Raw genomic sequence first — 25,982 nt, 5'->3', positions numbered from 1 at the left:
GATCAGTCAGGTCAGCAACCTGGCCAGCCCGGACGCCCTGACCACCCCGCGACCCACGGCTTCTTCCAGTACCCCCTCCCGGCTCACCACCAAGCTCAGCCAGTGACGGGCCCGGGTAACCCCGGTGTAGATCAGCTCACGGGTCAGTACCGGCGTCAGCCGATCCGGAATCACCAGGCAGGCATGGGTAAATTCCGATCCCTGAGACTTGTGGACGGTCATGGCATAGACGGTTTCCAGTGACTGCAACCGGCTGGGAGAGATCCACCGGATACCCCCGCTGCCGTCACTGGACGGAAAGGCCACCCGCAGGGTGTCTGCCGGTTTGTCCCCGTCATCACGATCCCGGGGCACGCTCAGGGTGACGCCGATATCGCCGTTCATCAGGCCCAGATTATAGTCGTTTCCGGTGATCAGCACCGGACGGCCGTCGTACCAGCCCTCGGTACGATCAATCAGGCCGGCCCGGCGCAGGCGCTCGGCGATTTCCCGGTTAAGCCCTTCCACCCCGAAAGGTCCCTGGCGCAATGCGCACAGAACCTTGAAATGGTTGAATGCCTCCAGCACCGCCCTGGCCCAGGCATCCCACTGTTCACGGGCTTCCGTTTCTCCGCCGGCGCCGGGCTTGCCATCCCTGATAATACGCAGGTAATGGCCATAGCCCACAGGCGGGGCAACCGGCTCGTTGTTGACCCGGCGGCCCGCACCACTGTTGTGGAAGCGTTGCGGGCTGCCGGTGAGGGCATGGTCCGCGAGCAATGCAATGCCCGGCTCGCTGGCGCGGAAAGGGGCAGAACCCCAATCCGGTGCCAGCCAGGCCACGTCATCGAAGGCCTGTTGCCGGCATCGGCTGACCAGTTCCCGGTCTAGCCTGCCAGCATTAATGGCCGCGGCCAGCACGCCGATCCCGCTGTTCTCATCAAAGCGATAGCTCTTGCGCAGCATCGCAACCGCCTGGTCCAGAAGCAGACCACGGGTATCAGTCAGCTCCGCCGGCAACCGGCATCCGGTCACCGATTCCAGCCACTGGACCGTTGCCGGCAGATAGTGGGCAGCCTCGGCGCGCTGGCACAGTTCTCCCAGTACCGCGCCGGCATCCACCGAGGCCAGCTGGTCCTTGTCCCCCAGCATGATCAGCCGGGCCCTGTCCGGCAACGCCGAGAATACCGATGCCATCATGTCGACATCGACCATGGAGGCTTCGTCGATCACCAGGATATCCAGTGGCAGCGGATTGTCTTCATTGTGGCGGAAGCTCCGCGACCCCGGCCGGCTGCCCAGTAACCGGTGCAGGGTGGTGACCTGAACAGGGATCGCGGACCTGTCGGGCCGGCCCGGCAGATTTTCCAGGGGCAGGCGGTCAACCGCACTGCCGATGGAGTCACTCAGCCTTGCGGCGGCCTTACCGGTGGGGGCTGACAGACGGATGCGCAGATACCCTCGGGTTCCATCGCCACCGGCGGATTCGCAGGCCACCGACTGCAGGGCCGCCAGCAGGTTCACCACGGTGGTGGTCTTGCCGGTTCCCGGGCCGCCGGTGATCACGCTGAAACGGTTCCTTGCCGCCAGGGCGCAGGCTATTTTCTGATAATCCGGCTCCGGGCCGGTCCCGAACAGGCTATCCAGCGCCCGCGACAGCAGGCCCGCATCCGCAAGCTCTGGGTGATCTTCCAGACGGGCCCGGATACCGGCGGCAATGGCCTGTTCGTAGCGCCAGAACCGGCGCAGATACAGTCGCGAACCATCCAGCACCAGAGGCGTGGATTGACCGCCGTTACCAACCGCGCCGCTTTGGTCAAGACCGGCGATGAGTTCATCCGGGCTGATATCCGCAAACAGATCCGACGGCCGCAGGCTGTCTGCCGGGAGTGAACCCGCCCCTTCCGGCGGCAACACCAGCGTGGGCTCGGTATCGCGGCAAAGATGCCTTACATCCAGGCATACATGCCCTCGCCCGACCTGATGGGAAACCATGGCTGCCAGCAACGCCAGCATGGCCGATGGCTGCTCGCCCTGCTCATGGACAATATTGCAGACGAAGGCTGCAAACGCATGGTCCAGGGCGCGGATCCAGTCCCGTTCCACCCACTCGTCCAGCAGGGCCAGCGCCTCAGTGGAAGTTACCGGCAGGACTGCCGCCTCTGCCGCGACGGTATCGAACAGGTCCGGGATGTATCCACTCTCGCCCTTCATGCTGCTTTCTCCCCCTGGCCGCTGAACAGCCGGTCCAGTTGTTCAATCAGGGTCCGCCCCGGCCGTTCGGTAAAAGCGCCGGCGCCCGGTGCGTCACATCCCCGCAGAAACAGGTAGACTGCGCCGCCAACGTGGGTGTCGTAGTCATAGTCCGGCAGACGTGACTTCAGCAGGCGATGCAGCGCCAGCAGGTAGATGACGTACTGCAGGTCGTATCGATTTTCGAGAATTTTTTCTTTCATGACACCGGGAATGTAGGCCTGGTCATCCTCACCGAGAAAGTTCGATTTGTAGTCCAGCACGTAATAACGACCCTCATGCTCGAACACCAGATCAATAAACCCCTTGAGCATGCCGTTAAAGGTGGTTTCGTGGGCCTGGGGCCGGTTTTCACCATTCTGGGTGTAATGGCAAACCAGTTTGTCCATGGTGCGAGTGTTCACCTCGCGACTTTCAAACCAGAATTCCATTTCCGGACGTAAGGTTTCAAGACTGGCAAGCGAGCAGGTTCCACCGCTGTCCGGCAGCGGGATTTCCATGGTAATCACTCTGTGCACCCAGGTTTTCACGGTGTTGGCCCAGTCGCTCCAGTTGCGCAGGTTGCAACGGCGTTCCAGCAGTTCGTAGAGCTCATCCGGTTGTTCGGCAACCTTGCCAAATCCCCGGGTAGCGCACCATTCCAGGATATCGTGCAGGAAGGTACCGGGGCCGGCTCCCCTGGGGAAACTGTGCTGGCTGAACGGCTGTGGCACTGTGGCCCCGGCATCAGTGACAGCCGCGATATCGGTGCCCGCGGTTTCGTCCTCCTCGCGCAGATTCTCCTGTTCCGCGTCCTCACTGGCAGGTGCAAAGTCGTCACCAAAACCACTGCGGGCGCCGTAGGTAATGGCGGAATAGCTGGCAATCCACCAGTTCTCACGGGCTTCACGCACCGGCTCCAGAGCCTTGCCAAGCTCCGGTTCTGCCTCACCGACGTAGACATCGTCTCCGGGCTCAGGCACCGGCGCTACCTCGATAGCAGGCTCTCCGGCGGCCATGGCCTGCAGGAAGGGTGTCAGGTCAGTGTCGTTCTCGGCGGCGTCACGACCCACCAGGTGGCCCAGGCCGCTCTGGCGCCAGCCCTTGATGCCCGCGGCGCCCACCCAGGTGGCGTGACGGGAGCGGGTAAGCGCCACATAGAACTTGCGGATATCCTCGCCCAGCCGTTCCCGGTCTGCCCGGGCCAGGGTGTCGTCGTCCGGTTCCAGTGAGATCCGCAGCTTGCCGTTGTCATCGTGGTACTTGATAAAGGCCTGGTTTGACTTTTCCTCGCGGAACTCGGTGGCAAAGGGCAGGAACACCAGCGGGTATTCCAGGCCTTTGGACTTGTGCACAGTGACCACCTTGACCAGGCCGGCGTCGCTTTCCAGGCGCATGGTGCGATGTTCATCCTCGTCGTCGGATTCCCGCAACATCTCGGTGTAGTGATGAATCAGGGCATGCTCACCGTCCAGTTGCTGGCTGTCCTGCTGCAGCAGCTCGGCAATGTGCAGGATATCCGTCAGGCCGCGCTCCCCGTCCGGCCCTGCCAGCAGCTTGGCCGGCACTTCGTAGTCCATCAGCAGGCGCCTCAACGTGGGCAGCACGCCCTGCTGCTGCCAGAGTTCCCGGTAGCCCTGGAAGCGGTTGATCTCCCGGTCCAGGGCATTTTCGTCGCTGAGCAGCCGGTCGAGATCCTGGTAGGCCAGGCCCATGGTGGGCGTGGCCAGCGCGGCACGGATCAGCGACAGCTGCCCGGGTTCGGCGCAGGCCTGCAACCACTGCAGCAACTCCAGCGCCTGCGCCGACTGCAACACGGAATTACGGTCCGACAGGTACACACTGCGAATACCCCGCGCACCCAGCGCCTGCCTGACGGCGTCCGCTTCGTCGCGCTTGTTCACCAGAATGGCTATATGTCCCGGTCGCAACGGCTCAAGGCTCTGGTCCCCGGCACTGAAACCGGCCTCACCGGCCTGGCCCAGATTCAGCAGACGGGCGATTTGCCCCGAGCAGACGTCTGCCATGGTTTCCCGGCCGGCTTCCCTGGCGATAGGACGTTCATCCGCCAGGGTCCAGAAAGTAAGCGGTGACTGTGGCTGGCCCTGCACGCACCACTGCCGATCCGTGCCTTTGGCGTTCACCGGATTGAACGGCAACGGGTTGTCGTCGCCGGCACGGAACATGAATGCCCCTTCCGGCAGCGACTGGTCAGCCCGGGCAAACACACGGTTAACACCATCCACCATGGCAACGGCGGAACGGAAGTTGGTGCCCAGTGTGTAGGTGCGGCTGCTGACGGCGTGGCGCGCGTCCAGATAGGTGTGGATGTCCGCGCCCCGGAATCCGTAAATGGCCTGCTTGGGATCACCAATCATCAGCAGGCTGGTGTCCTGGTCATTGCTGGCCACCCGGTAGATGCGATCGAAGATCCGGTACTGGACCGGGTCGGTATCCTGGAACTCGTCAATCATCGCTACCGGGAACTGGCGGCGAATGGTCTCGGCCAGTCGCTCCCCCTGAGGGCCGCCCAAAGCTTCATCCAGACGGGTGAGCAGATCGTCAAAGCCCATGCTGGCGAGGCGCTGTTTTTCACTGTCCAGGCGCCGCGCAATCCAGCAGGCTGCGTGGTTGAGGATGTCCGGCTTTGCCACCGGCATGGCTTTCAGGGCCGGTTTGAGTTCGGCGATGGCATCCATGGCCGGATGGTGGGGCGGCTCGTCATCGCCGGCCCATTTTTCCGCAAAGGCGTCGGCTTCCAGGGTATCGAACCCCCTGGGTCGCTTGCTGGTGAGAAAGTCAGGGGGTTCGGCGGCATCCGTGGTGGCCCATTCACGCAGCAGATCCACGGCCTTCTGGATGGAATTTCTGGTGGCACCATGCAGCGGCCTGGGTTTGCCCTTGCCGGTTTCCGCCAGCAGTTCATCCAGCTCATCACACCAGACCGGCCAGGGGGCTTTCAATTCCTGAAGCCTTTCTTCCCGCCGGCTTTTCGCCGCTTCTGCGGCTGCCACAGGATCTCTTTGCGGCACTGGCAGGGCATTAACATGGGGCAGCAGATTACGTACGGACTGGCGCAGGCTCTCCGGCGTTTTCCAGGTGTCCAGCACTTCGTTCATCAGCTCCGGCGGCAGGGGGTACACAAAGGTTCGCCAGTAATCCCGAACCACGTTGTCCAGCAAATCGGTCTGGCTGGTTTCCAGGGTCTGGCGGAACAGGCTGCCGCTGTCGAAGGCATGCTCGCTGAGCATGCGGTTACACCAGCCATGGATAGTGGAAACGGCGGCCTCGTCCATCCATTCTGCCGCCAGCAGCAGTTTGCGGCGACAGGCCGGCCAGTCCGCCTCTGGGCAGGCATTGCGCAGATTGACCAGGGGATCTTTCGTGGTGGCAGTGGTATCAACGGTGTCCGGGTCTATCGCGAAGAGGGCGGCTGCTTCGGTCAGTCGGGCACGGATACGATCCCGGAGTTCCTTGGTGGCGGCTTCGGTAAAGGTCACCACCAGAAGATAGGGTGGCATGATGCCCTCCCCGAGCGGCTCTTCCGCGGTGCGATGCCCCAGCACCAGGCGTACGTAGAGCAGAGCGAGCGTGAAGGTCTTGCCGGTACCGGCGCTGGCCTCGATCAGCTGGCTGCCGCGCAGTGGCAGCGTCAAAGGGTCGAGTTTGCGAACGCTGCCGGTCATTACGCTTTCTCCCTTTCAGCGCCGCCAGGCTTCACCCGGCCCGCCTGTTCTGCATGCCAGAGCGGTTCGTACAGTGCCGACACCAATGGCGGGAATTGCCCACTGGCAAGCAACTTCGCAAACTCAGGGTAAGCCCTGTGCAGGTAGCCGCGGTCACGGGCCAGGGCCTTGTTGTAGGCTTCTTCCGCTTTTTGTAGCGCTTTATCTTCGTTGCCCTCACCCCTGGCGGGATACAGCCCCCTCAGGTAGGCAAAGGCAGCCCCGGACTCTATCGGCAGTGGCCGGCTCTGACCCTGCATCCAGCAATCCAGCACATTGGCCAGGCATTCACCGGCAGCAGCTTTGTCCATGGGCAACAGATTGACCACCCGTTGTTCCTCCTTGGCAATAACCAGAGTGTGGAAAGCCTCAAAACGAAGGTTGCCCGCAAGGTGCGCCAGCCAGTGGTCCAGCAGGGCCGGGAATCTTAACTGGCGGGAGCTTCCGGACCCTTCCAGGAGATTGCTGCTGGCAATGACTACCCTGCATACATCCCCATCCGGACGGGCACGCAGATTACCAATACGGTCACTGATGGCAACGGAATCCTCACCACGCTGATGGTGGACTTCGAAGCCGATCACTTCTTCAATGGCGTCGGGCCAAAGTGCCAGCGCCTCACGGTAACGCCTGTGCAGGTCCGGCAGACGGCTTTCCAGTTGCCGGGTCAGGGCGTGTTCGGTTAGCCCCATGCCCAATTCGCCGCGGCGGGCCATGCTGGCCAGGGAGGCTTCGGTACGTTGCTGCAGATCCTCAGCGGTATCGGCTTTCATGACTGCATGGCGTATCAGTTCATCCTCCAGGCGCCAGTGTTGCAAACCGTCCATGGCGAAGGCTTCGTTGTCGGTATCCAGGTTTTCCACATCGGCAAACCGTACCTGCAGACGACGCTGGTAGAAGACTTCCACCGGCCGCTTGAGGAAGGCACCCAGTTCGGCCAGGGTCAGCGGGTCCGCCGGAGACAGGTAGGGCAGTTCAGCCTGCCCGGACCGGGCATCCCGGGACTGGTGGGCACTGAGCCACTCACTGTCGTAGGTGAACAGTCGCCGGGACGACAATACGTCGTGCACATCAGCGGCACTTGCCTCCGTGGCTCCCCGGTTTTCAGCGGGAAAGTACTCACGGCTGAACGGCTGCAGCGGGTGTTCAACGGTAACAGCAGCGGAGGCGCGTTTCTCAGAATCCTGCACCTGCCAGACCGCATCCAGGTGATCCCGCAGCTGGCTCACCAGCACCGATGGCGGCCGTTCCGAGTCATCACGGATGCTGCGCCCCACCCAGCTGATATAAAGCTGTTCCCGTGCCGACAGCAGCGCCTCCAGGAACAGGTAGCGGTCGTCCTCCCGGCGGGAGCGGTCCCCGGGACGATAATCCAGGGCCATCAGGTCGAAATCCACCGGCGGACGGGAACGCGGGTAATCGCCGTCGTTCATTCCCAGCAGGCAGACGCGCCGGAACGGGATGGCCCGCATCGGCATCAGGGTGGCGAAATTGACTTTGCCGGCAAGGAAGCGCTGGTTAAGGCCACCCTCCTCCAGCCCTTCCAGCAGGATTTCGCGAACGATATTCAGGGGCAGCTCCACCTGCTCCATACCGGCACTGTCGCAGTCCTGAAGCCACTGCTCTGCCTGCCGGCGCAGGCGATTTACCAGCAGCAGTTCATCGTCCGACAGATCATCGAAGAAACGCTCCAGTACTGATTGCAACAGGTCCAGCCAACCCGCCGGTGTCGCGCTCGCCCGGAGTTCGTGCCAGAGCTCCTCCAGCCGGTCGATAAAACGACAGAGGTTGCCCGCCACACTGGCCTGCAGGCCACCGATTTCTTCATAAGGCTCGATGCCCTGCCAGGGCTCGTCACGGCCGGTGCCATAGCCGAGCAACATCCGCCGCAGGCCGGCCTGCCAGGTATTGCGCTCAAGGCCATCGGGCAGGTCGAGGCTGCTGCGATGGTCAGCGTGCAGACCCCAGCGAATATTGGCACCCTCTACCCACTGGCGCACCAGGGGCAGGTCGCCTTCGGCAATACCGAACCGGTTCCGCACCGCCGGCACTTCCAGCAGACTGATGGTTTCGCTGACGCCAAAACGGCTTTCCGGCAGCGCCATCAGGGTGTCCAGCGCAATCAGCACCGGCTGACGGTGGCGCTGGCCCTGGTCAGAAATGGTGAACGGAATATAGCGGCGGGAAGACGACGGATAGCGGCCAAACACCGCCTGGATATGGGGGGCGTAGGTATCCACATCCGGCACCATGACAATCACATCCCGGGGGCGTAGCTGCGGATTGCTATTGAACGCCGCCAGTAACTGGTCGTGGAGGATCTCCACTTCGCGCTGGGGGCTGTGGGCATTGTGGAATACCACGGAATCGTCCCGGAACCGGTCAAGGCTGCGTCCCTGGCCCAGCATTTCCTGTTGCGACGTGAGTGTGCGGATGTCGTCCTGGATCTGGTGCAGAAGCAGCGGCTGTCGCAGGTCGCCGTGGGGCGTGAAGATATCGATGCGACCGTCCGGCGTGGCAATGCGGCCCTGATAATTGTCCGGATTATCAAATTCATCCAGCAGACGGATGTAGTCCCGGCCCTGCTTGCCCCATGCGGCCAGCAGAGGATTGGCGTGCTGGTGCAGATCGTCAGGGTCGGTCAGCGCTGCCAGTTTCGGGTGGGCCTGCCCCCGCTTGCGATCAGCATTGAGCAGGTCACGATCACTGATAATGTCGGCCCAGTAGAACTCACTGGGATTGTGGACACAGAGCACAACCTGGCTGACCCGGCTGAGGATCGACAGCGCCTCCAGCGCCTGCTTCGGCAGCGATGACACGCCAAATACCACAATACGCCGGGGCAGATCCGCCGGCCGGTCCCCCGCAGTCAGTTTCTGTCCCTCGTCCATGAAGCGGGTGTGGATGCGTGAGCGGCTGGTGCCGGCAAGCTCGCCGACATCTTCCACCAGTTTGCGCCACAGTACCGGCTGCCAGCGTAATTCTTCACCCAGCTCACGGTATTCGCCCCTCGCCATCTGCAGGCGGTCATGGCCTGCCTCCCAGTCCGTCAGCCAGTCAGCGCGGAACACCTGGTACTGGTCGAACAGATCGGCAATCTTGCCGGCCAGCTGATAACGGCGGGTTTCAGTGTCTGATCCGGCCATGAATCTCTGCAGAGGCGCAAATACCCCGTCCTCCGCAATCAGATCCGGCAGCAAACGGAAAAGGCGCCAGACCAGGCGCGACTTGTCGAAAGGCGACTGCTCCGGCACCCCGGCGGATGTCAACACGGCCCGGTACGCCTGCCAGATAAAGCGGGCGGGAAACAGGAAATCCATGCCGGCGGCGATACCCATGCCACCGCTATCGCCACCATCACCGGCGCTGGACGGATCTTCCGCCAGGGCAAGTTTCAGCCACTGGGCAATGCCGTTGCTTTGCACCAGAAAAGTCTCGCTCTCCAGGGGCGGCAGCGGGCTTTGCTGGCAGATCCAGACTACGGCCCGGCGCAGGTCTTCCAGGTGATTGGCGTGGATGGCGTGAAAGCCTGGCTGGATGGATGGTGCTGCTGGCATACCTGCTCTGTGTGATTGTCCGGGGGGGGAGAAACGAAAGCCTATCACAACTCTTGATAGATTCCGGCCAGCCGTACAGGATTGAATCAGGTCAGCTCAAAGTCATCCAGTCTTGCGCTCGACTCGAACAACTTTGTACGGTGGAAGTAAAACACCGAAATAACGAAGTAAGGAAGTAACATAAAATGAGATGAGAGAGGAAACCACCATGAGTAAAGTCAACGAAAGCCGCCGCGTATTTCTGCGCACCGCCGCACTGGGTGTCGCCGCTATTCCCCTGGCAAAGTTCGCGACCCACTCACCCCGGGCCCGGGCCGAATTGCCCAAGGCCGAAGACGGTCACGCACTGGATTATGTCAACAATGCTGCCGATTCCAACCATGAGAAATACCAGGAAGGCCGGCAATGTGACGGCTGCGCGTTCTGGGCCGGTGAAGAATCCGACGGCTGGGGCAAGTGCCGCCACCCCGAATTCAGCGATGTGCTGGTAAACGCCAACGGTTGGTGCAGCACCTGGGTCCCCGGAGGCTAACTTTGTAACCTGGATTCTGGGCCCCGGGGTTGGCGTCATTCCGGGGCTTTTCGGCCACGCGCCGCACCAGCTGGGGGCGCTCTCCCGCCAATTAGTTCTTTTATTCCCAACATTTATCCTCTTCTGCCCCAGGTTGGGGCGCTCCCGAAATCTATTCACTCATTTTCTTGCGAAAACAGCATTGTTTTGCCAGTCTTGATTAATGTAACAATAATTTGCAGTGAAAAATAACGGAGATGACACGATGAGTAGCTTGAGCAAGTTCAAGAAAGTGGCAGGATTTTCTGCGTTTGCATTCGCCGCAATGACAGCGGCAAATTCGGTAAACGCCGCCAACTGGCGCTATGCCCATGAAGAATACGAAGGTGATGTCCAGGACGTATTCGCTTACGACTTCAAGGAATACATTGAAGACAACTCGGACCACACCATTCAGGTCTATCGGTTTGGTGAGCTTGGCGAATCCGACGACATCATGGGGCAGACCCAGTCCGGCATCCTCCAGTTTGTGAATCAGTCACCGGGTTTCACAGGTTCCACAATCCCGGAGGCACAGATTTTCTTCATTCCCTATCTGCTGCCGACCGATTTCGACACCGTAGTCGAGTTTTTCAACACCAGTGAGGCAATCAACGAGGACTTCCCGGAGCTTTACGCCGAAGAGGGCCTTGAGCTGTTGAAAATGTACCCTGAGGGCGAAATGGTTGTGACCCTGGACGAGCCGGCTACCAGCCCTGAAGACTTCAACAACAAGAAAATCCGGGTTATGACCAACCCGCTGCTGTCGGAAACCTACGAGGCCTTCGGCGCCACTCCGACCCCACTACCGTGGGGTGAAGTCTACGGTGCCCTGCAGACCAATATGATCCAGGGTCAGGAAAATCCGATCTTCTGGATCGAATCCGGCGGTCTGTACGAGGTATCACCGAACCTGATCTTTACCGGCCACGGCTGGTTTACCACCGCAATGATGGCCAACAAGGACTTCTTCGACGGCCTGCCCGAAAGCGATCAGGAGCTGATTCGTAAAGCAGCGGATTACGCTTACGAAGAAATCATCGACCATATCGACGGCCTGGCTGACGAAGCCCTCGCCAAGATCCAGGAAGCCAGCGACGAAGTAACGGTTACCCGCCTGAACGAAGAGCAGATCCAGGCTTTCCGCGAGCGCGCGCCCCAGGTTGAGGAAGAGTTTATCGAGATGACTGGCGAGAGCGGTAAAGAGCTGCTGAACCAGTTCAAGGAAGACCTCAAGGAAGTTCAGAACAACTGAAACTGAAGGAACCATTCCCGCCGGCACTGCCCGGCGGGAAGCTGTATTAACCCCGCCCCGCCGGGGATCTCTCCTACCGGCCGGGAGCCAAATGTTCTGGAGCAGAACCGATGTCCGAGAACTCCCCGGATTTTTCAGATGATACCGGCACCTATGAGTCCGGCCTGCCCGGGTTTCTGGGAACCATTGACGAAGTCATTGCCAAGGCAGAGGCCGTCATGCTCGCGGTTGGCGTGATCCTTATGGCCGTCAACACATGTGTCAACGTGATTGCGCGCTTTGTCTTTGGAGAAGGCCTGTTTTTCTCCGGTGAGATCAACCGGATTCTTATCATCCTGATTACCTTTGCAGGTATTGGCTACGCGGCGCGCCATGGCCGCCATATCCGGATGTCTGCAATTTACGATGCGATCCCCCCGAAGGGCCGCAAAGTACTGATGATTTTCATCGCCCTGTTTACCTCGGTGGTGATGTTTTTCCTCTGTTACCACTCCTATGGATACGTCGAAACCCTCTACAGCCGTGGGCGGATTCTGCCAGCGCTGGGTTTTGAAATCTGGTGGATTTACATCTGGGCGCCAGTGGGCTTTGCGATCACCGGCATCCAGTATTTCCTGACCGCCATCAAGAACTTCACCAGCAAGGATGTTTACCTCTCCACCGGTGTGGTTGACGGCTACGCGGACAGTGAATCCGAAGTCTGAACCCTGCAGCTGCGATAACAAAGGATAGAAAATCATGGCGACTTTAATGATGGTGATCATGATCGGGCTTCTGCTGCTGGGCTTCCCGATGATGGTTCCGCTGATTGCCGGTGCGGTGGTCGGTTTTGTAATGATGTTTGATGGTTTCGGCCAGATGGGTACCTTTATCCAGCAGATGATGGGAGGCATCCGCCCTGCATCGCTTATTGCCGTGCCCATGTTTATTCTGGCAGCCGATATCATGACCCGTGGCCAGTCCGCTGACCGCCTGATCCATATGGTCATGGCCTTCATCGGCCACATAAAAGGCGGGCTGGCAATCAGTACCGCCACTTCCTGTACTCTCTTCGGTGCGGTTTCCGGTTCCACCCAGGCTACTGTTGTAGCGGTCGGCTCCCCTCTGCGGCCAAAACTGCTCAAGGCGGGCTATTCCGACTCGTTTTCACTGGCGCTGATTATCAATTCCAGTGACATTGCTTTCCTGATACCCCCCAGTATCGGTTTCATTATTTACGGTGTTATATCCGGAACTTCCATTGCCGAACTGTTTATTGCCGGCATTGGCCCCGGTCTGATGATTCTGGCCATGTTTTCAATCTATTGCCTGATCTATGCTTACGTTAAGAAGGTTCCTACCGAGGAACGGGCGGGCTGGAGAGAGCGGGGGGTCGCGGTCCGTGAAGCGCTATGGCCCCTGTTCTTCCCGGTCATTATTGTCGGTGGCATCTATGGTGGCATTTTCAGTCCCACGGAAGCTGCGGCCGTGTGTGTGCTCTACGCCTTCCTGCTCGAATTCGCGGTTTTCCGCTCACTGAAATTGTCGGACATCTACCGGATCGCCAAATCCACCGGCCTGATTACCGCTGTGGTTTTCATACTGGTTGCTGTCGGAAACGGTTTTTCGTGGATTATTTCCTTTGCACAGATTCCGCAAGCCATACTGGAATCCGTTGGCGTCAATGAAGCCGGCCCGGTCGGTGTGCTGATCGCGATCTGTATCGCGTTCTTCATCGCCTGTATGTTTGTTGATCCGATCGTGGTAATCCTGGTGCTGACGCCGATCTTTGCACCGGCCATTGAGTCCACTGGTCTGGACCCGGTGCTTGTAGGTGTCCTGATCACACTTCAGGTGGCCATAGGTTCGGCAACGCCACCTTTCGGTTGTGACATATTTACCGCCATAGCCATATTCAAGCGCCCCTACTGGGAGGTAATCCGTGGTACGCCGCCATTCGTCTTCATGCTGGTGGCCGCGGCGGGCCTGCTCATCGCCTTCCCGCAAATTGCGCTGTTCCTGCGTGACCTGGCGTTCCGCTGAGGGCTGCAGAGACCAATTTCAGGGAGAAGAACATGTTCAAAAAAATCCTGGTGGCCGTTGACGGTTCCAAGTCCTCCTTCAAGGCCATGGACAAGGCCATCGAGTTGCAGAAGCTTACGGAGGCGGAGATCTATCTGATCTGCGTCTACAAACACCACAGCCTGTTTGAGGCATCCCTGTCGATCGAGCGTCCCGAAGGCGTGAATATTCCTGACAAGGCGTTGTCGGAATACGCAAAGGATGTTGTCAACCACGCCAAAGAAAAGGCAGGGGAAAAGGGAGCGGTGAAAGTTCGCGGGTTCGTCAAGGCCGGACGCCCCTCCAGTGTGCTCGTCAAGTTTGCCGAGGAGAAGGGCGTAGACCTGATTGTCGTTGGCACCCGTGGAACCCACAGCGACAAAGACGGCATATTTCTCGGCAGCGTGTCACACCGGGTGGCATCCCGAGCCAAGTGCCCGGTATTGGTCGTTTAGGAGTGACGGTTTTCCGGACAGGCTGGTGATACTGTATCTAAGCCACGCTATAGTCGCTGACCGACCGTTCAAAGCCGCCATCAGGCACACCAGTGTGGTTTTACCGCAACCCCGACGGGCCCGGCAGCGTGATGAACTCGCCGGCGAGAATATCCGGATCCAGCGAGTCCAGTATACTTTTACCATCAAAAACCGCGGCAAGGTTCTTCAGTGAAAGGAGTGCCCCCCCCCCTTTCATTCACCCGAAACGGCGTTCAGATAGGCCTTGTCGGAGATGTTGGTCCACTGGCGAACCTGATTTATATACTCCTCCTGGGAGGTGATGATTTCCTTTGCCAGCTCGTCTTTCTGTGCCTCTTCCGCCAACAGCTTGTCTGTCGCGTCACGCAGTGCCTCGATCACCTCCGGCGGGAAGGTCTTGTGGGTCACCTCCGGATAATCTTCCTTCATGCGGTCCCAGGCCACGCCACTTTCATGGGTGCTCTGGATGTACATGTCGTAGGCAGCCAAACGCATGGCGACTCGCAGAATCTCCTGCAGCTCACCGGGAAGCTTGTTCCATGTTTTCTCATTAACCAGGAACTGCACTTCTGCGCCCGGCTCCTGCCAGCCCGAGTAGTAGTATTTCGCAATCTGATGGAAGCCCATCTGGAAATCCAGTGCCGGACCAACCCACTCCAGAGCATCGATGGTGCCACGTTCCAGTGCACTGTACAGTTCACCCGGGGGGATATTGGTTACGGCTACCCCCACCTCCGACATGACCTCACCGGCAAATCCCGGCGTGCGCATTTTCAGACCCTTGAGATCTTCCACGCTCTTGATTTCCTCGCGGAACCAGCCGCCCATCTGGTTGCCGGTATTACCGCCCGGAAAGGATAACAACCCATGGGGCTGATAGACTTTTTCCATCAATTCCATGCCGCCGCCATGATAGAACCAGGCGTACTGCTCCGGTGCGATCATTCCGAACGGCACGGTAGTGAAGTACATGGCGTTGGGGATCGAGCCCTTGTAGTAGTAGGACGCTGTATGCCCCATGTCATACTGGCCCGCTTTCACCATATCGAAAATGCCGAAAGGAGCCTTGTGCTTGTTGGAAGAATCAATCCGGAATTTCAGTCGGCCGCCGGACATTTTCTCTGCCATGGCTGCCATGTGGCGGGGCGTTTCACCCAGGATCGGAGAATTGGGCCCCCAGGTTTCAGCCAGGCGTATCGTGTAGGTTTCTTGAGCCAGCAGCGATGTGCTTACGATTGACAGCATCAGAGCCAGCGCGGTCAGGACGGATTTGCAATTTATCATAAGTGAGCCCATTCAGATTTTTATTGGAGTTGAATCAGATCGTCCACATCATAGCGTGCTGGAGGGCTGACGCCAATCATCAACCGGCCAGCAGAATCCGGTCTATACCTTGAACTGAGCTACCAGGTCACGCAGGCTCTCACCCAGCCGCGCCAGCTCGTGACTCGCTTCGTTGGTCTGGGTAACACCGGTATCACTACGCTGCGCCGCATCCACAATACGCACCACGTTCTGGTTGACTTCCTCGGCCACCTGGCTCTGTTGCTCAGCGGCAGTCGCTATCTGGGTCACCTGATCGTGGATACGGCCCACCGATTTCTCAATGGTGCGCAGGGCATCGGTGGCATGGTTGATTCGCTCGACCGTTTCGGTGGAACGGGTACGGGAAGCGTTCATTCTCTCAACCGCCGCGCGGGACTCGGTCACGAAACCATCAATCATGCCGCGAATCTGGTCAGCGGATTCGGCACTGCGCTTCGCTAGCTGGCGCACTTCGTCTGCCACCACCGAGAAGCCGCGCCCGTGCTCGCCGGCGCGGGCGGCCTCGATTGCAGCGTTCAGGGCCAGCAGGTTGGTCTGGTCCGTAACCGCGTGAATCACGTCCAGCACCTGGGTGATCTCGTCGGTTTTTTCGGCGAGATTGCTGATACGGGTGGAGCTTGCCTCAATTTCTTCCGACAGCTCATTAACCGAGGACTGGGCATTGGCAATAGTTTCGCCACCATCCCGGGCCAGTTTGTCCGCATCGGACGCAGCGCTCTCGACCTCGTTGGCATTACCGGAGATCTGCTGGATGGTGGCCGCCATTTCGTTGATGGCCGACGCAATCTGGTCGGTCTCCGAGCCCTGCTCCTGAACCGATGCCCGGGTTTCCGTGGCGACGCGGCTGAGCTCTTCAGCCGCAGAGGCAACCTGATCCGTTGTTGCCCCCACCTCCCGGATGGTGTTCTGGATCTTCATCACGAAAGCATTGAAGCGGCGGCCCAGTTCTGCCAGTTCATCACTACCCTCCTCAGGCAGACGCTTACGGAGATCCCCCTCGCCTTCGGAGATGTCTTTCATCAGGCCGATAACCCTGTTCAGCGGGTTGGTGACGGTACGGCCGACGAAGATACCGATGAGCAGAGCCATTATGACCACCACCACGGTCTCAAGAACGATAAAGGCCAGGGCCTGCGAAATGTCTTCCTCAATGTCAGCCCGTGCCGCAGCCACTACCTGCTCGATGTCAGTGACATAAACGCCGGCACCAATCATCCAGTCCCAGTCCGGAATGATGGTCGAGTAGGACACTTTTGGCTCGATCTCGCCGGATTCAGGATTGGGCCAGTCATAACCGAAAAATCCTGCTCCCCCGGCAGCATCAAACAGTGACCGTATCAGTTTTCGTACATCCGGATTGGTGGTTGGCCCCTCCCGGGACGGATCGGGCGCGTAAGCCAGGTTTTCCAGATCACGGGCATAGGCAAACACATAGTTGCCGCCTTCAAAGCTGATCGAGCGCAGGCGATTCCTTGCGGCTTCACGAGCCTCGGCATCCGAAAACTCGGGGTTATTCTTGGCTTCAAGAACGACAGAACGCGCCGCATCAACCAGGTTTCTTAATCCTTCCTTGCGCGCCTCCAGCAAACTGTCTTCCAGGCGTTCGAGCTCGGCTGCGCCGCTGCTTTTCGTCTGCGCGACTGTGGTCCAGGCAAGGGCTACTGCCGTAATCACTACCGGAACCAGCACACCGAGCAAAAGACGGGAACGAATGCGTAGCCGACTCAGTAATGGCATTGGGTATTACTCCATGAAATGTTGAATACACAGCGCAATTATCCACAATGCTGAACAGAGGTGTGTTCCAGTTTGTAAAAATGGCATAGATATACATCAAAACGCCTGCGCCGGTAGCGTGGCTGAACAACATGACAGCGGGCCCGGAATCGGAAAAGGCCAGCGTGCGAGATGAAATTCTGACTCATGGAGGTATTGATGGACACCCTGTTCTATGATGGCCAGTGCCCTTTGTGCGCAAAGGAAATCAGTACCCTGAGAAAACTTCAACGGGGAAACCTGATTTTTGCAGACATCCATGCCCAGAAGAACCGCAAGGGAATGTTGCCAGACCATGAAGCGCTGTTGCGCCGACTTCACCTGTTAACCGGCGACGGCGAGTGGGTGGTCGGCCTGCCTGCCAACGTACGCGCCTGGTCACACACGCGCCTCGGGTTCTTTTTCAGGCCATTACTCTGGCCGGTCATTTATCCGGTGGCAGCCCGCATCTACAGGAACTGGGCGGACAAACGCTATCAGCGGAAATACGCTTGCGGGACTTGCGAGGTATAGGAGGTGACCTGTTGACTGGTTGACTAAGCGAAACGCTCCCGCCCCGCCCAGGCCGACCAGGAATATAACCCCAGCGCGACCCAGATCATTGCGAAGCTCAACAGCTTTTCCCCACTCATGGGTTCATCAAATACCAACAGCGCGATAAAGAACTGGAGCGTGGGGTTGATGTACATCAGGAAGCCTACGGTAGCCAGTCGTAACCGTCGGGCGGCACCCGCAAAAAACAGCAGCGGGATGGCGGTGACAATACCGCTGGAGACCAGCAGTAACATAATAGTTGTACTACCGCTGAAGTGGGACTGGCCGGCAGAGCCCAGCCACGCAATAGCCAGCAGACTGACAGGCAGCAGGAGCAGGGTTTCCACGAACAGGCCCGAAAGACCATCCAGCTCCACCTGTTTACGGAGCAGGCCGTAGGTTCCGAAGCTGAAGGCCAGCACCAGAGTAATCCACGGCACCAGGCCGAGCAGGAAAAACTGGTACAGAATGGCGATGGTTGCCAGCGCGACCGCCACAATCTGTAAGCGGGAGATAGTCTCCCGCAACACCAGCATGCCCAGACCCACATTCACCAAGGGGGTGAGGAAATAGCCCAGACTGGCCTGGAGCACGTGGCGTGTTTCCACGGCATAGATATAGACACCCCAGTTCACGGCAATGAATACCGCACAGCCCAATACGAAACCGAGTTTTTTGGGGCGTGCCAATGCTGCTTTGATCGGACGCCAGCGCTTGAGAACGGTCACCACGATAGCCAGAAAAACGCAGGACCAGATAACCCGATGAATCAGCACTTCATAGGAGGGTACCCCTGTGAACAGGGCAAAATACAAGGGGAAGCAGCCCCAGATGGTATAGGCACAGAGGCCGTACAGAACGCCTTTAGTGGCTTCGGGTGTGGCAGTTTTCATAGCTTCCTCATTGTCCGATGCGTCAATTTAGCACATGGCTGGTGACGCCTGCCCGACAAATGCCTTACGCTCGGCGTATCACTTCAACGCAAGAGGGATTCACCATGAAAACGGCTCACGATCTTGTTGTACAAGCCAAACAGGAAATTCACGAAATTCCTGTAGACCAGGCGGATGATGCCATCAGAAAAGCCGATATGCTGGTGGATGTGCGGGATCCGGATGAATACCGGGCCGGCCACATTCCGGGGGCAGTGAATATTTCGCGGGGCATGCTGGAGTTCAGGTTTACCAGCGACCCGGCACTGGAAAACCGTGATCTCAATATTGTCTGCTATTGCAAAACGTCCGGCAGGGCGGCGCTCGGCGCAAAGGCCCTGAAAGAAATGGGATACCTGCACGTAACGTCTATTGCCGGCGGGTTTGATGCCTGGCAGGAGGCGGGCAAGGACGTTGTCCAGCCGGATCTGCCGTCATTCGACTGACCCTGTGATATCAACACTCACCCATCCTTTCGAGAAGACTGATTGTGACCGACCTGTCGCTATTGCAGATTCTCCTCGCCAACCTTGCCCTGCTGGCTGGCTCCTGTCTGCAGGGCGTGGCGGGTTATGGCATCGGCACGCTGGCGGCACCGTTACTTTTTCTCATAAGCCCTACGCTGGTGCCTGCTCCACTGGTGCTCAACGCCATGATGCTGACGGTATTCATGCTGTTAAGAAACCGTGGTGCGCTGCAGATCCGGGAGGTGCGCTTTGCCATTGGCGGGGGAGTCGCCGGTACGATCCTGGCGGGAATAACGCTGCTGCTGATTTCACCCAAGGGATTCGAGCTGGTGTTCGGTATTCTGATCCTGATTGGCGTGTTGCTCAGCGTGGCTGGCTTGCGCCCCGCACTGAATGCCCGCAACAGCATACTGGCCGGTGCCGCCTCTACCTATATGGGAACAATTACCGCCGTTGGGGGGCCACCGATTGCATTGATTTATCAGAATCAGAAGGGTCCGTTGGTGCGGGCGAACATGTCCGCGTTCTTCCTGGTAGCCAGCTTTTTCAGTATTGCCGCCCTGGCGGCATCCGGATATCTGGGGCAGCGGGAACTGCAGCTTTTTGCGGTCACTTTCCCGGGCGTACTGATCGGTTTCCGGCTTTCCGGAAAGCTGGTCAATCGCATGCCCTTTGACGGCCTGAAGCCGATCATTCTCGGTATTGCAGCAGTGGCTGGGGCAGCTGCACTGGTGCGCGGCCTGACATCCCTGTAAGCCCTCTATTCCGCCCACAGGCGCGCGCGGAAGTGGCTCTGTTTCCATAGCACGGCAACCCAGATTGCATGCATGTTGATGAGAAACGCCATTACCCACTCGAAAGCATCATCTATCTGGCTGTAGATCTCGGGTACCACAACCGTCAGCACAACCGAGAGCATGCCCACCGCCAGCGCCAGCTCACAAAGCCATAACAGGCGCTGGCCGCTAGGGTGCCATCGCGGGTGCTCCCTGAGAGCTGAACTGATGAGCAACTGTGCAAGGTAAGTAAGTGAGAAGTACAGCACAACGCCTATGCGGCGGGTCAGGTTATAGCCTTCGCCCTCGTGGCCAAGCGCGAGGGTGTAGGCGGCCAACGATACACAGGCCACAAAACCCAGCCAGGGAATCCACGGCCGGCCACGGCTGGTGGCGCCCAGCTGCAGCAGCCAGCGGCCGTTGAGGAACCAGAACAGGATGCCCAGAAGCGCCGCCGGCAACATGGTGCCCTTGAAAATAAAGTAGCTGGTGCCGTAGCGGCCGGTACGGCTGATGCTGGTGCAACTGTCCCAATAAGGAATGCACCATGAAATGTGACCTTCCAGGACCGACACGGCAAACGTGGTGTGGATGGTGATCAACGGCGTCAGGGCGGCCGCCATGGCCAGCCACCATAGTGGTATGCCGTTTTTTGCGTTGCTCATAACCTTGCTCTCCATGCCCTGATGCACGAAAACGGATGCCGGATGCCGCATGTCCGCCAGGCATCTGCTAGGCTTCAGCTATAGATACCATGCGTCTCGTTGTAGCATTTAACAATGTTTTAAACATGCCGTGATGCACCGAACCAGCATTCATTCATACTTTGGCTGGGGTGTTAAAAATCTGATCAGTGTGCAACCTGATCAGCATGCCGTCTCTGGCTTCGAGATTATCAATTATGCCCATGGCTCGTCAGGACATCATAGAGACTGAAATTCCGGTATCCCAGCTGCAGATCGGGATGCATGTCATTCGCCTGGACCGGCCCTGGGAAGAAACCGACTTCCTGCTACAGGGGTTTATCCTTCAGACCAAGGAAGATGTTTTCGCCGTTCAGCAACAGTGTGAAAAGGTTACCGTGGAAGGAAAGGTGCATGTTGTGCAGGAAACCTCTGGATCCTCCCCGGCAAACAGGCGGAAAACCCGTTCTGCCGGTACCTCTCCGGCCTCAAGCCCAATTCCGAAAAGAAAGGTCACCTACGTCAACAAGGTAGACGCCAGCCACGAGATGTCTGCGGCTCGGATGAGCTATACCGATGCCAAGGCCACCGCCAGGAACATCATGTCCAGCCTGCGACTGGGGCGGACACTGGAGATGAACAAAATCCGCCAGGTGGTGGACGACTGTGTGGACAGTGTCCTGCGAAATGATAACGCCCTGCTTCTGCTTTCCAAGATCAAGAACAAGGACGAGTACACTGCCGAGCACTGCATCAACGTTGCCATTCTGTCAGCGGCGTTTGGCAAACACCTGGGATTGCTGGAAGGAGAAATTCGCAATGTCGCCCTGTGCGGCCTGCTCCACGACGTGGGTAAAATGCGCATCGACGACGAGATTCTGAACAACCCCGGCGCACTCACCCCCGAGCAGTTCGCGGTGATGAAGAACCACACCACGTTTGGTCGCGACGTGCTGGCAGCCCTGCCCCGACTCGCTCACTCGGCGGTCGATGTCGCCTATTCACATCACGAACGGATGGATGGCAAGGGCTATCCACGAGGCCTTTCGGGGCACCAGATTCCACTGTTCGCCAAAATCGTTGGCCTGGCAGACACCTACGACGCCATCACCAGCTCCCGGGTGTATGACAAGGGCCGCGCTTCCATGGAGGCGCTGCATATTATCCATCGCAACAAGGGTGCCCAGTTTGATGAGGGCCTGGCGGTGGAGTTTATCCGCATGATCGGCGTATACCCGCCCGGCTCCATCGTGGAGATGACCAATGCGGAGGTGGGCATTGTGCTGACCACTCACACCACCAGCAAACTCAAGCCCCGGGTTCTGCTGGTCCGCGCCGCAAACAAGCAACCACTGGCGACATTCCGCGAAGTGGACCTTGCAGAAGTCGTTCCTGACAGCGCCGGGCAGCCCTACAGGATTGCCCGGGAAGTACCGGACGGAAGCTACGGCATCGTGATGAGGGAATTCATCGAACAGGGCATTTTCAGCCGCAAGGCTCCACCGGTATCAGCCCCGGTCGATCACGGCCATGGTGAGCCTTGAAATACAGGTCAGCTTGCCTTCCTCATTTTCCAGCCGTATTTCCCATACCTGGGTGGTACCGCCAATATGAACGGGGCGCGCCGTACCATAGACCCAGCCTTTGGTGACCGAACGAATGTGGTTGGCATTGATATCCAGTCCTACTGCAATCTGGCTCTCCTTGCGCAGGCAGTAGTTGGCGGCCATGCTGCCCAGGGTTTCCGCCAGCACTACCGATGACCCACCGTGGAGAATGCCAAACGGCTGAACGGTACGCTCGTCCACCGGAATGCGGCCGATCACATAGTCATCACCGACTTCCACGTATTCAATGCCCATGGTCTCGACAGCGGTGTTCCTGCTGGCTTCGGCCATTTGTTCAAGGTCGGGAATAGTGCGGGTCCAGATTGCCATGGGGTTACTGCCTCCTTATGCCTGTCGATATGCGTTAATCAGAGCCGAGTTTATACAGTTAGGCTGCGAACGACTATCAGAATTTGTTGATCTTCCACCTGCTCTCAGAGAACCCTGACCAGTTCCTGCTTCTCCCAACCCAGCCGGCCAGTCTCAATGATCTGGCGACGAATCCCCGGCACCGGCCGGATCATGAACAGGTCGCCATTGCGACCAGTCATGGCGCGAGGCACGCCGCTTGCCCTGGCGATATTGCCATGGGTTTCCATATGTTCGGCCTCGCCATGGACAGGGATTGCAATCGCAGGCTTCACCCAGCGATACATTAACTCAAGCTCTTCCTGCGCGGGATGGCCGGAAGCATGAATCGGCAGGCCCGCATCCTCAGCGGTGATGACAATAACGCCCAAAGCCTTGAGACGGCCGATCAGCCCCTTGATAGCATCTTCATTTCCGGGAATAGCCCGTGCGCTGAAGATAACGGTGTCACCGGCCTCCAGCTCGAAGTCGGGGTGGTTGCCGGTTGCCAGGCGACTCAGCGCCGTGCGGGGTTCGCCCTGGCTTCCCGTTGCCACCGCCAGCACTTCACTCCGGGGCAGGTACCCGATATGAGAGGAATTGATCAGCTGGTCTGCGGTGTCCCACAGTCCCGCTGCTTTGGCAGCGCCACTCATGTTGATCAGGGAGCGGCCGAGCAGGCCCATGTAACGCCCGGTTTCCCTGGCGATCGCGGCGAGGGTATGCAAGCGGGCAATGTTGCTGCCGAAACAGGTCACAACAACACGCCCTTCTGCAGTCTTAATGGCTTTCAGCAATCCGGCGCGAAGCGCGGCTTCGGAAACCGAATGACCAGACAACGTCGCGTTGGTGGAATCGCATACCATTGCGTCCACGCCTTCTTCCGCCAGATCGGTGAAGGTTTTCGGGGAATAGCCGTGACCAACCAGTGGCTGTTTATCCAGTTTCCAGTCACCACTGTGGAAGATGTTGCCGACACTGGTGCGAATCATCAGCGCGTTCGGATCCGGAATGGAGTGGGTCACTGCCAGCCACTGAACGCTGAACGGGCCTATCTGTCTGCTTTGGCCGGTTTCCACCTCGATGATGGGAACCCGATGCAACAGCTCAAACTCTGCGAGTTTACGACGCAGAATTTCGGCAGTGAAGCGGCTGGTGTAAATGGGGCACTGAAGCAGCGGCCAAAGATAGGGCACCGCACCAACGTGGTCCTCGTGGGCGTGAGTTATCACCAGACCGGTCAACCGGTCACGGCGATCGGCAATGAAGGCGGGGTCCGCCATTTGCACGGACGGTTCGCCGTGATGGTGGACGGTGCCATCGGCCGCAATCCGGCCAGGCCTGGGGAAAGTCACGCCGCAATCCACCATCAGCCAGCGGCCGTCATGGCCATAGAGGTTGAGGTTCATGCCGATCTCGCCGGTGCCGCCGAGCGGCAGGAACCATAAATCATTCTGATCTGGTGTCATTGATTACCCGTAATCGCCGTAGTCAGTTGGTGCCAGCGGTTGATTTACGACAGATCCACCGCAATAGACAATGTATCAGGCAGTGACACCGAATCCATTCAGAATATAAAAGGATATATTGCATGAAAGTACTGATGGTTCTCACCTCGCACGATCGCATGGGAGATACCGGTGATAAAACCGGTTTCTGGCTGGAAGAGTTCACCGCGCCCTATTATGTGTTCAAGGATGCCGGTGCCGACATCACTATCGCTTCCCCGAAAGGCGGCCAGCCACCGATTGATCCCAACAGTGAAACCGAGGACGCCCTGACAGAAACCACCCGCCGCTTCGAACAGGATGCCCACGCGAAAGAAGCCCTCGCCAGCACCAAAAAACTGGCGGACGTGGATATGAACGATTATGACGCCCTGTTCTATCCTGGCGGCCATGGCCCACTATGGGATCTGGTCAATAATGACAAGTCCATTGATCTGATCAAGACCGCGTACGAGCAGGACAAGGTCATCGCTGCCGTATGCCACGCGCCGGCCGTGTTCATGAATGTGAAAGTCAAACCGGGACAGAACATCGTGGGTGGTCGCGAAGTGACCGGCTTCAGTAACAGCGAAGAGGAAGCTGCAGGCCTGACCAGTGTCGTGCCTTTCCTGCTGGAAGACATGCTGAAGAAAAACACCGCCACCTATTCCAAGGGTGACGACTGGGCACCACACATCGTGGTGGACGGCAACCTCATCACTGGCCAGAACCCGGCCTCATCCGAGGGCGCAGCCAAGGCAGTGGTACAGGCTCTTCAGGAAGGCTGAACGCTCTTCTGACTGCCGCTATTCCCCGGCGTGGCTGACCAGCACGCCGGGTGCGCCTGCCTCCAGTTTTTCCCGTATGGGAGCCGGTAACGCCGTCTTCGCCATTTGCGATGGCTGGATCAGCACGTAAGTGATATCCGCTTCCGCCACCAACTGGCCATCACCATACCGATAGAATTCCAGATGCAAGGTGAAGGAGGTAGTGCCAATCCGTCCGGCCTTTATTCTGGCCTCCAGCACATCATCAAAGCGCGCCGGCGCCCGATAGTGCATTGTCAGGCTGACCACCTGGATGTCCAGGTCCTGGTCCAGCAGGTTCTGGTAGTCCCCGAACAGGGTACGGATGTATTCGTTGACGGAAATATCCACATAGTCTGCATAGCGGGCGTTGAACACAACACTCTGGGCATCGCACTCGCCATAGCGGACGCGGAAACGGAAACGGAATGGCAGGTCGGTCATGGATTCACTCTGATCAGCCGGGCTTCTCCGCCTCAAAAGCCAGTAAGGCGGTAACGGTTGAGGTATAGGGTGCCTCGATACCCAGACTTCTGCAACGTCGCAGCACTGCCCCGGCAATACTGTCCAGCTCCAGCGGTCGCCCTTTCTCCTTGTCCACCAGCATCGATGTCTTGATGGCATTGAATGAACTGATCAGCTCGAACATCTCGTCGAGATCTTTCTGCAAAAGCTTCACATTGTCGGCTTTTGACGCTTTGACTGTCTCGGCCATCATGCCGTACACGATTTTTCCGAACTCCGGGTGCTGGGTCAGGGTGCGGGTATCGAGGCCTGTCAGTGCAGACAGGGGGTTCACTCCGTTGTTGATCACCAGTTTGCGCCACAGCTCATAGCGAATATTGTCTGAGAGCGTGGCAGGAATGCCGGAGTCGTTGAATGCGCTTGCCAGCGTTCCCAGCAGTTGCTTATGAGGACTTTCACCCTGACTGGCGGCAGGCCACTCGCCCATCACAATCTGGGCCACGCCTTCCGCTTCGATGACACCCGGCCTGACAATGTGACCACCGATTCTCACGGCAAGCCCGCCGATAACCCGGTCGGCACCAATGGCCTCTTCCAGAAGCGGCTCATTATCAACGCCATTCTGTAGTGACAGCACTGGAGTCTGCCCGCGCCTCAGCCAGTCACCAAGCTCAGCCACCACAGAAGCCGTTGCCGTGGCTTTCAGGGCGATTGCGATAACGTCAAAGTCGTCCGGATGAAACCGGGAAATGATTTGCTGATGATCGAAGGCCTCTGGCCGATGGAACAGATCACGCCCTTCGTAGTGAACCATCAGACCATTTTCCCTGAGAGCGCTCAGATGTGAGCCCCGGGCAGTCAGTACTACTTCGTGACCGGCGTCCAACAGTCTTGCAGCGTAGTAACCACCGATGCCACCGGCGCCAATCATCAACAGTTTGAGCATTTACGGAATCCTTCT

Annotated in this window: 21 protein-coding genes and 1 pseudogene; 10 read left to right on the top strand and 12 right to left on the bottom strand. The window is 58.6% G+C overall.

Annotated features, from left to right (window positions below; translation table 11 throughout):
- Positions 1-6: 6 nt before the first annotated feature.
- From recD to recC, 3 genes are read right to left on the bottom strand one after another with little or no spacing between them, the layout of a single operon-like run.
- Positions 7-2,193, bottom strand: coding sequence for an exodeoxyribonuclease V subunit alpha (recD, locus tag DIT72_RS06835; RefSeq protein ID WP_135954407.1), 2,187 nt, complete (start codon positions 2,191-2,193; stop codon positions 7-9).
- The gene (recB, locus tag DIT72_RS06830; protein ID WP_135954406.1) at positions 2,190-5,897 is read right to left on the bottom strand and encodes an exodeoxyribonuclease V subunit beta; all 3,708 of its coding nucleotides are present in this window, start codon (positions 5,895-5,897) and stop codon (positions 2,190-2,192) included. The genes recD and recB overlap by 4 nt, the downstream gene beginning before the upstream one ends.
- On the bottom strand, positions 5,897-9,493 hold the full coding sequence (gene recC / locus DIT72_RS06825; RefSeq protein WP_135954405.1) for an exodeoxyribonuclease V subunit gamma: 3,597 nt from the start codon (positions 9,491-9,493) through the stop codon (positions 5,897-5,899). Before recC ends, recB begins: the two co-directional genes overlap by 1 nt.
- A gap of 208 nt (positions 9,494-9,701) precedes the next feature.
- Between recC and DIT72_RS06820 the strand changes: the two genes are divergently transcribed.
- From DIT72_RS06820 to DIT72_RS06800, 5 genes are all read left to right on the top strand, one after another.
- A complete protein-coding gene (locus DIT72_RS06820) occupies positions 9,702-10,025 on the top strand; it encodes a high-potential iron-sulfur protein (RefSeq protein ID WP_135954404.1) in 324 nt (107 codons plus the stop codon).
- A gap of 244 nt (positions 10,026-10,269) precedes the next feature.
- Positions 10,270-11,298: a TRAP transporter substrate-binding protein gene (locus DIT72_RS06815; protein WP_135954403.1), complete on the top strand. Its 1,029-nt coding sequence runs from the start codon at positions 10,270-10,272 to the stop codon at positions 11,296-11,298.
- 110 nt (positions 11,299-11,408) lie between these two features.
- Positions 11,409-12,002 carry a TRAP transporter small permease gene (locus DIT72_RS06810; RefSeq protein ID WP_135954402.1) on the top strand — a complete coding sequence of 198 codons (594 nt, stop codon included), beginning with the start codon at positions 11,409-11,411 and terminating at the stop codon, positions 12,000-12,002.
- A gap of 34 nt (positions 12,003-12,036) precedes the next feature.
- Positions 12,037-13,320, top strand: a complete 1,284-nt coding sequence (locus DIT72_RS06805; protein WP_135954401.1) for a TRAP transporter large permease — start codon at positions 12,037-12,039, stop codon at positions 13,318-13,320.
- A gap of 32 nt (positions 13,321-13,352) precedes the next feature.
- Positions 13,353-13,793, top strand: a complete 441-nt coding sequence (locus DIT72_RS06800; RefSeq protein ID WP_135954400.1) for a universal stress protein — start codon at positions 13,353-13,355, stop codon at positions 13,791-13,793.
- A 75-nt stretch (positions 13,794-13,868) separates the two neighbouring features.
- On the opposite strand, the pseudogene DIT72_RS18505 reads toward DIT72_RS06800, so the two are convergent.
- From DIT72_RS18505 to DIT72_RS06785, 3 genes and pseudogenes are all read right to left on the bottom strand, one after another.
- A pseudogene (locus DIT72_RS18505) lies at positions 13,869-14,031 on the bottom strand (spermidine/putrescine ABC transporter ATP-binding protein); the annotation flags it as partial.
- Positions 14,028-15,059, bottom strand: coding sequence for a TRAP transporter substrate-binding protein (locus tag DIT72_RS06790; RefSeq protein WP_228260745.1), 1,032 nt, complete (start codon positions 15,057-15,059; stop codon positions 14,028-14,030). The gene DIT72_RS06790 and the pseudogene DIT72_RS18505, both read right to left, overlap by 4 nt.
- A 141-nt stretch (positions 15,060-15,200) precedes the next feature.
- Positions 15,201-16,877 carry a methyl-accepting chemotaxis protein gene (locus DIT72_RS06785; protein ID WP_135954398.1) on the bottom strand — a complete coding sequence of 559 codons (1,677 nt, stop codon included), beginning with the start codon at positions 16,875-16,877 and terminating at the stop codon, positions 15,201-15,203.
- 198 nt (positions 16,878-17,075) lie between these two features.
- On the opposite strand from DIT72_RS06785, the gene DIT72_RS06780 reads away from it, so the two are divergent.
- The gene (locus DIT72_RS06780; RefSeq protein WP_228260744.1) at positions 17,076-17,429 is read left to right on the top strand and encodes a thiol-disulfide oxidoreductase DCC family protein; all 354 of its coding nucleotides are present in this window, start codon (positions 17,076-17,078) and stop codon (positions 17,427-17,429) included.
- Positions 17,430-17,452: 23 nt separating this feature from the next.
- Here DIT72_RS06780 and rarD read toward each other — a convergent pair whose 3' ends face one another.
- Complete coding sequence (rarD, locus tag DIT72_RS06775) at positions 17,453-18,343, bottom strand: EamA family transporter RarD (protein ID WP_135954396.1); 891 nt, start codon at positions 18,341-18,343, stop codon at positions 17,453-17,455.
- A 104-nt stretch (positions 18,344-18,447) separates the two neighbouring features.
- On the opposite strand from rarD, the gene DIT72_RS06770 reads away from it, so the two are divergent.
- Entirely contained in the window at positions 18,448-18,828 is a 381-nt protein-coding gene (locus DIT72_RS06770; RefSeq protein WP_135954395.1) for a rhodanese-like domain-containing protein, read from the top strand.
- A 44-nt stretch (positions 18,829-18,872) separates the two neighbouring features.
- The gene (locus DIT72_RS06765; protein ID WP_135954394.1) at positions 18,873-19,604 is read left to right on the top strand and encodes a sulfite exporter TauE/SafE family protein; all 732 of its coding nucleotides are present in this window, start codon (positions 18,873-18,875) and stop codon (positions 19,602-19,604) included.
- Positions 19,605-19,609: 5 nt separating this feature from the next.
- On the opposite strand, the gene DIT72_RS06760 is transcribed toward DIT72_RS06765, so the two are convergent.
- Positions 19,610-20,290, bottom strand: coding sequence for a hypothetical protein (locus DIT72_RS06760; protein WP_135954393.1), 681 nt, complete (start codon positions 20,288-20,290; stop codon positions 19,610-19,612).
- 236 nt (positions 20,291-20,526) lie between these two features.
- Between DIT72_RS06760 and DIT72_RS06755 the strand changes: the two genes are divergently transcribed.
- Positions 20,527-21,852, top strand: a complete 1,326-nt coding sequence (locus DIT72_RS06755; RefSeq protein WP_135954392.1) for an HD-GYP domain-containing protein — start codon at positions 20,527-20,529, stop codon at positions 21,850-21,852.
- Here the strand turns inward: DIT72_RS06755 and DIT72_RS06750 are convergent.
- Entirely contained in the window at positions 21,817-22,245 is a 429-nt protein-coding gene (locus DIT72_RS06750; RefSeq protein ID WP_135954391.1) for a hotdog fold thioesterase, read from the bottom strand. The genes DIT72_RS06755 and DIT72_RS06750 overlap by 36 nt on opposite strands.
- A gap of 104 nt (positions 22,246-22,349) precedes the next feature.
- Positions 22,350-23,732, bottom strand: coding sequence for a ribonuclease J (locus tag DIT72_RS06745; RefSeq protein WP_135954390.1), 1,383 nt, complete (start codon positions 23,730-23,732; stop codon positions 22,350-22,352).
- A 122-nt stretch (positions 23,733-23,854) separates the two neighbouring features.
- On the opposite strand from DIT72_RS06745, the gene DIT72_RS06740 reads away from it, so the two are divergent.
- On the top strand, positions 23,855-24,538 hold the full coding sequence (locus tag DIT72_RS06740; protein ID WP_135954389.1) for a type 1 glutamine amidotransferase domain-containing protein: 684 nt from the start codon (positions 23,855-23,857) through the stop codon (positions 24,536-24,538).
- Positions 24,539-24,556: 18 nt separating this feature from the next.
- Here DIT72_RS06740 and DIT72_RS06735 read toward each other — a convergent pair whose 3' ends face one another.
- Positions 24,557-25,000: an acyl-CoA thioesterase gene (locus DIT72_RS06735; RefSeq protein WP_135954388.1), complete on the bottom strand. Its 444-nt coding sequence runs from the start codon at positions 24,998-25,000 to the stop codon at positions 24,557-24,559.
- 13 nt (positions 25,001-25,013) lie between these two features.
- Positions 25,014-25,967 carry a ketopantoate reductase family protein gene (locus tag DIT72_RS06730; RefSeq protein ID WP_135954387.1) on the bottom strand — a complete coding sequence of 318 codons (954 nt, stop codon included), beginning with the start codon at positions 25,965-25,967 and terminating at the stop codon, positions 25,014-25,016.
- Between the last annotated feature and the right edge of the window lie 15 nt (positions 25,968-25,982).

It is taken from the genome of Marinobacter orientalis (genome assembly GCF_004792665.1).
Lineage (GTDB): Bacteria > Pseudomonadota > Gammaproteobacteria > Pseudomonadales > Oleiphilaceae > Marinobacter > Marinobacter orientalis.
Note: the sequence above shows the minus strand (reverse complement) of the source record. Positions and strands in the feature narration are given on the sequence as shown.

Coding starts and splice junctions, on each gene's coding strand:
- recD (WP_135954407.1), bottom strand. CDS start 2,193: ATGAAGGGCGAGAGTGGATACATCCCGGACCTGTTCGATACCGTCGCG.
- recB (WP_135954406.1), bottom strand. CDS start 5,897: ATGACCGGCAGCGTTCGCAAACTCGACCCTTTGACGCTGCCACTGCGC.
- recC (WP_135954405.1), bottom strand. CDS start 9,493: ATGCCAGCAGCACCATCCATCCAGCCAGGCTTTCACGCCATCCACGCC.
- DIT72_RS06820 (WP_135954404.1), top strand. CDS start 9,702: ATGAGTAAAGTCAACGAAAGCCGCCGCGTATTTCTGCGCACCGCCGCA.
- DIT72_RS06815 (WP_135954403.1), top strand. CDS start 10,270: ATGAGTAGCTTGAGCAAGTTCAAGAAAGTGGCAGGATTTTCTGCGTTT.
- DIT72_RS06810 (WP_135954402.1), top strand. CDS start 11,409: ATGTCCGAGAACTCCCCGGATTTTTCAGATGATACCGGCACCTATGAG.
- DIT72_RS06805 (WP_135954401.1), top strand. CDS start 12,037: ATGGCGACTTTAATGATGGTGATCATGATCGGGCTTCTGCTGCTGGGC.
- DIT72_RS06800 (WP_135954400.1), top strand. CDS start 13,353: ATGTTCAAAAAAATCCTGGTGGCCGTTGACGGTTCCAAGTCCTCCTTC.
- DIT72_RS06790 (WP_228260745.1), bottom strand. CDS start 15,059: ATGCTGTCAATCGTAAGCACATCGCTGCTGGCTCAAGAAACCTACACG.
- DIT72_RS06785 (WP_135954398.1), bottom strand. CDS start 16,877: ATGCCATTACTGAGTCGGCTACGCATTCGTTCCCGTCTTTTGCTCGGT.
- DIT72_RS06780 (WP_228260744.1), top strand. CDS start 17,076: ATGGACACCCTGTTCTATGATGGCCAGTGCCCTTTGTGCGCAAAGGAA.
- rarD (WP_135954396.1), bottom strand. CDS start 18,343: ATGAAAACTGCCACACCCGAAGCCACTAAAGGCGTTCTGTACGGCCTC.
- DIT72_RS06770 (WP_135954395.1), top strand. CDS start 18,448: ATGAAAACGGCTCACGATCTTGTTGTACAAGCCAAACAGGAAATTCAC.
- DIT72_RS06760 (WP_135954393.1), bottom strand. CDS start 20,290: ATGAGCAACGCAAAAAACGGCATACCACTATGGTGGCTGGCCATGGCG.
- DIT72_RS06755 (WP_135954392.1), top strand. CDS start 20,527: ATGCCCATGGCTCGTCAGGACATCATAGAGACTGAAATTCCGGTATCC.
- DIT72_RS06750 (WP_135954391.1), bottom strand. CDS start 22,245: ATGGCAATCTGGACCCGCACTATTCCCGACCTTGAACAAATGGCCGAA.
- DIT72_RS06745 (WP_135954390.1), bottom strand. CDS start 23,732: ATGACACCAGATCAGAATGATTTATGGTTCCTGCCGCTCGGCGGCACC.
- DIT72_RS06740 (WP_135954389.1), top strand. CDS start 23,855: ATGAAAGTACTGATGGTTCTCACCTCGCACGATCGCATGGGAGATACC.
- DIT72_RS06735 (WP_135954388.1), bottom strand. CDS start 25,000: ATGACCGACCTGCCATTCCGTTTCCGTTTCCGCGTCCGCTATGGCGAG.
- DIT72_RS06730 (WP_135954387.1), bottom strand. CDS start 25,967: ATGCTCAAACTGTTGATGATTGGCGCCGGTGGCATCGGTGGTTACTAC.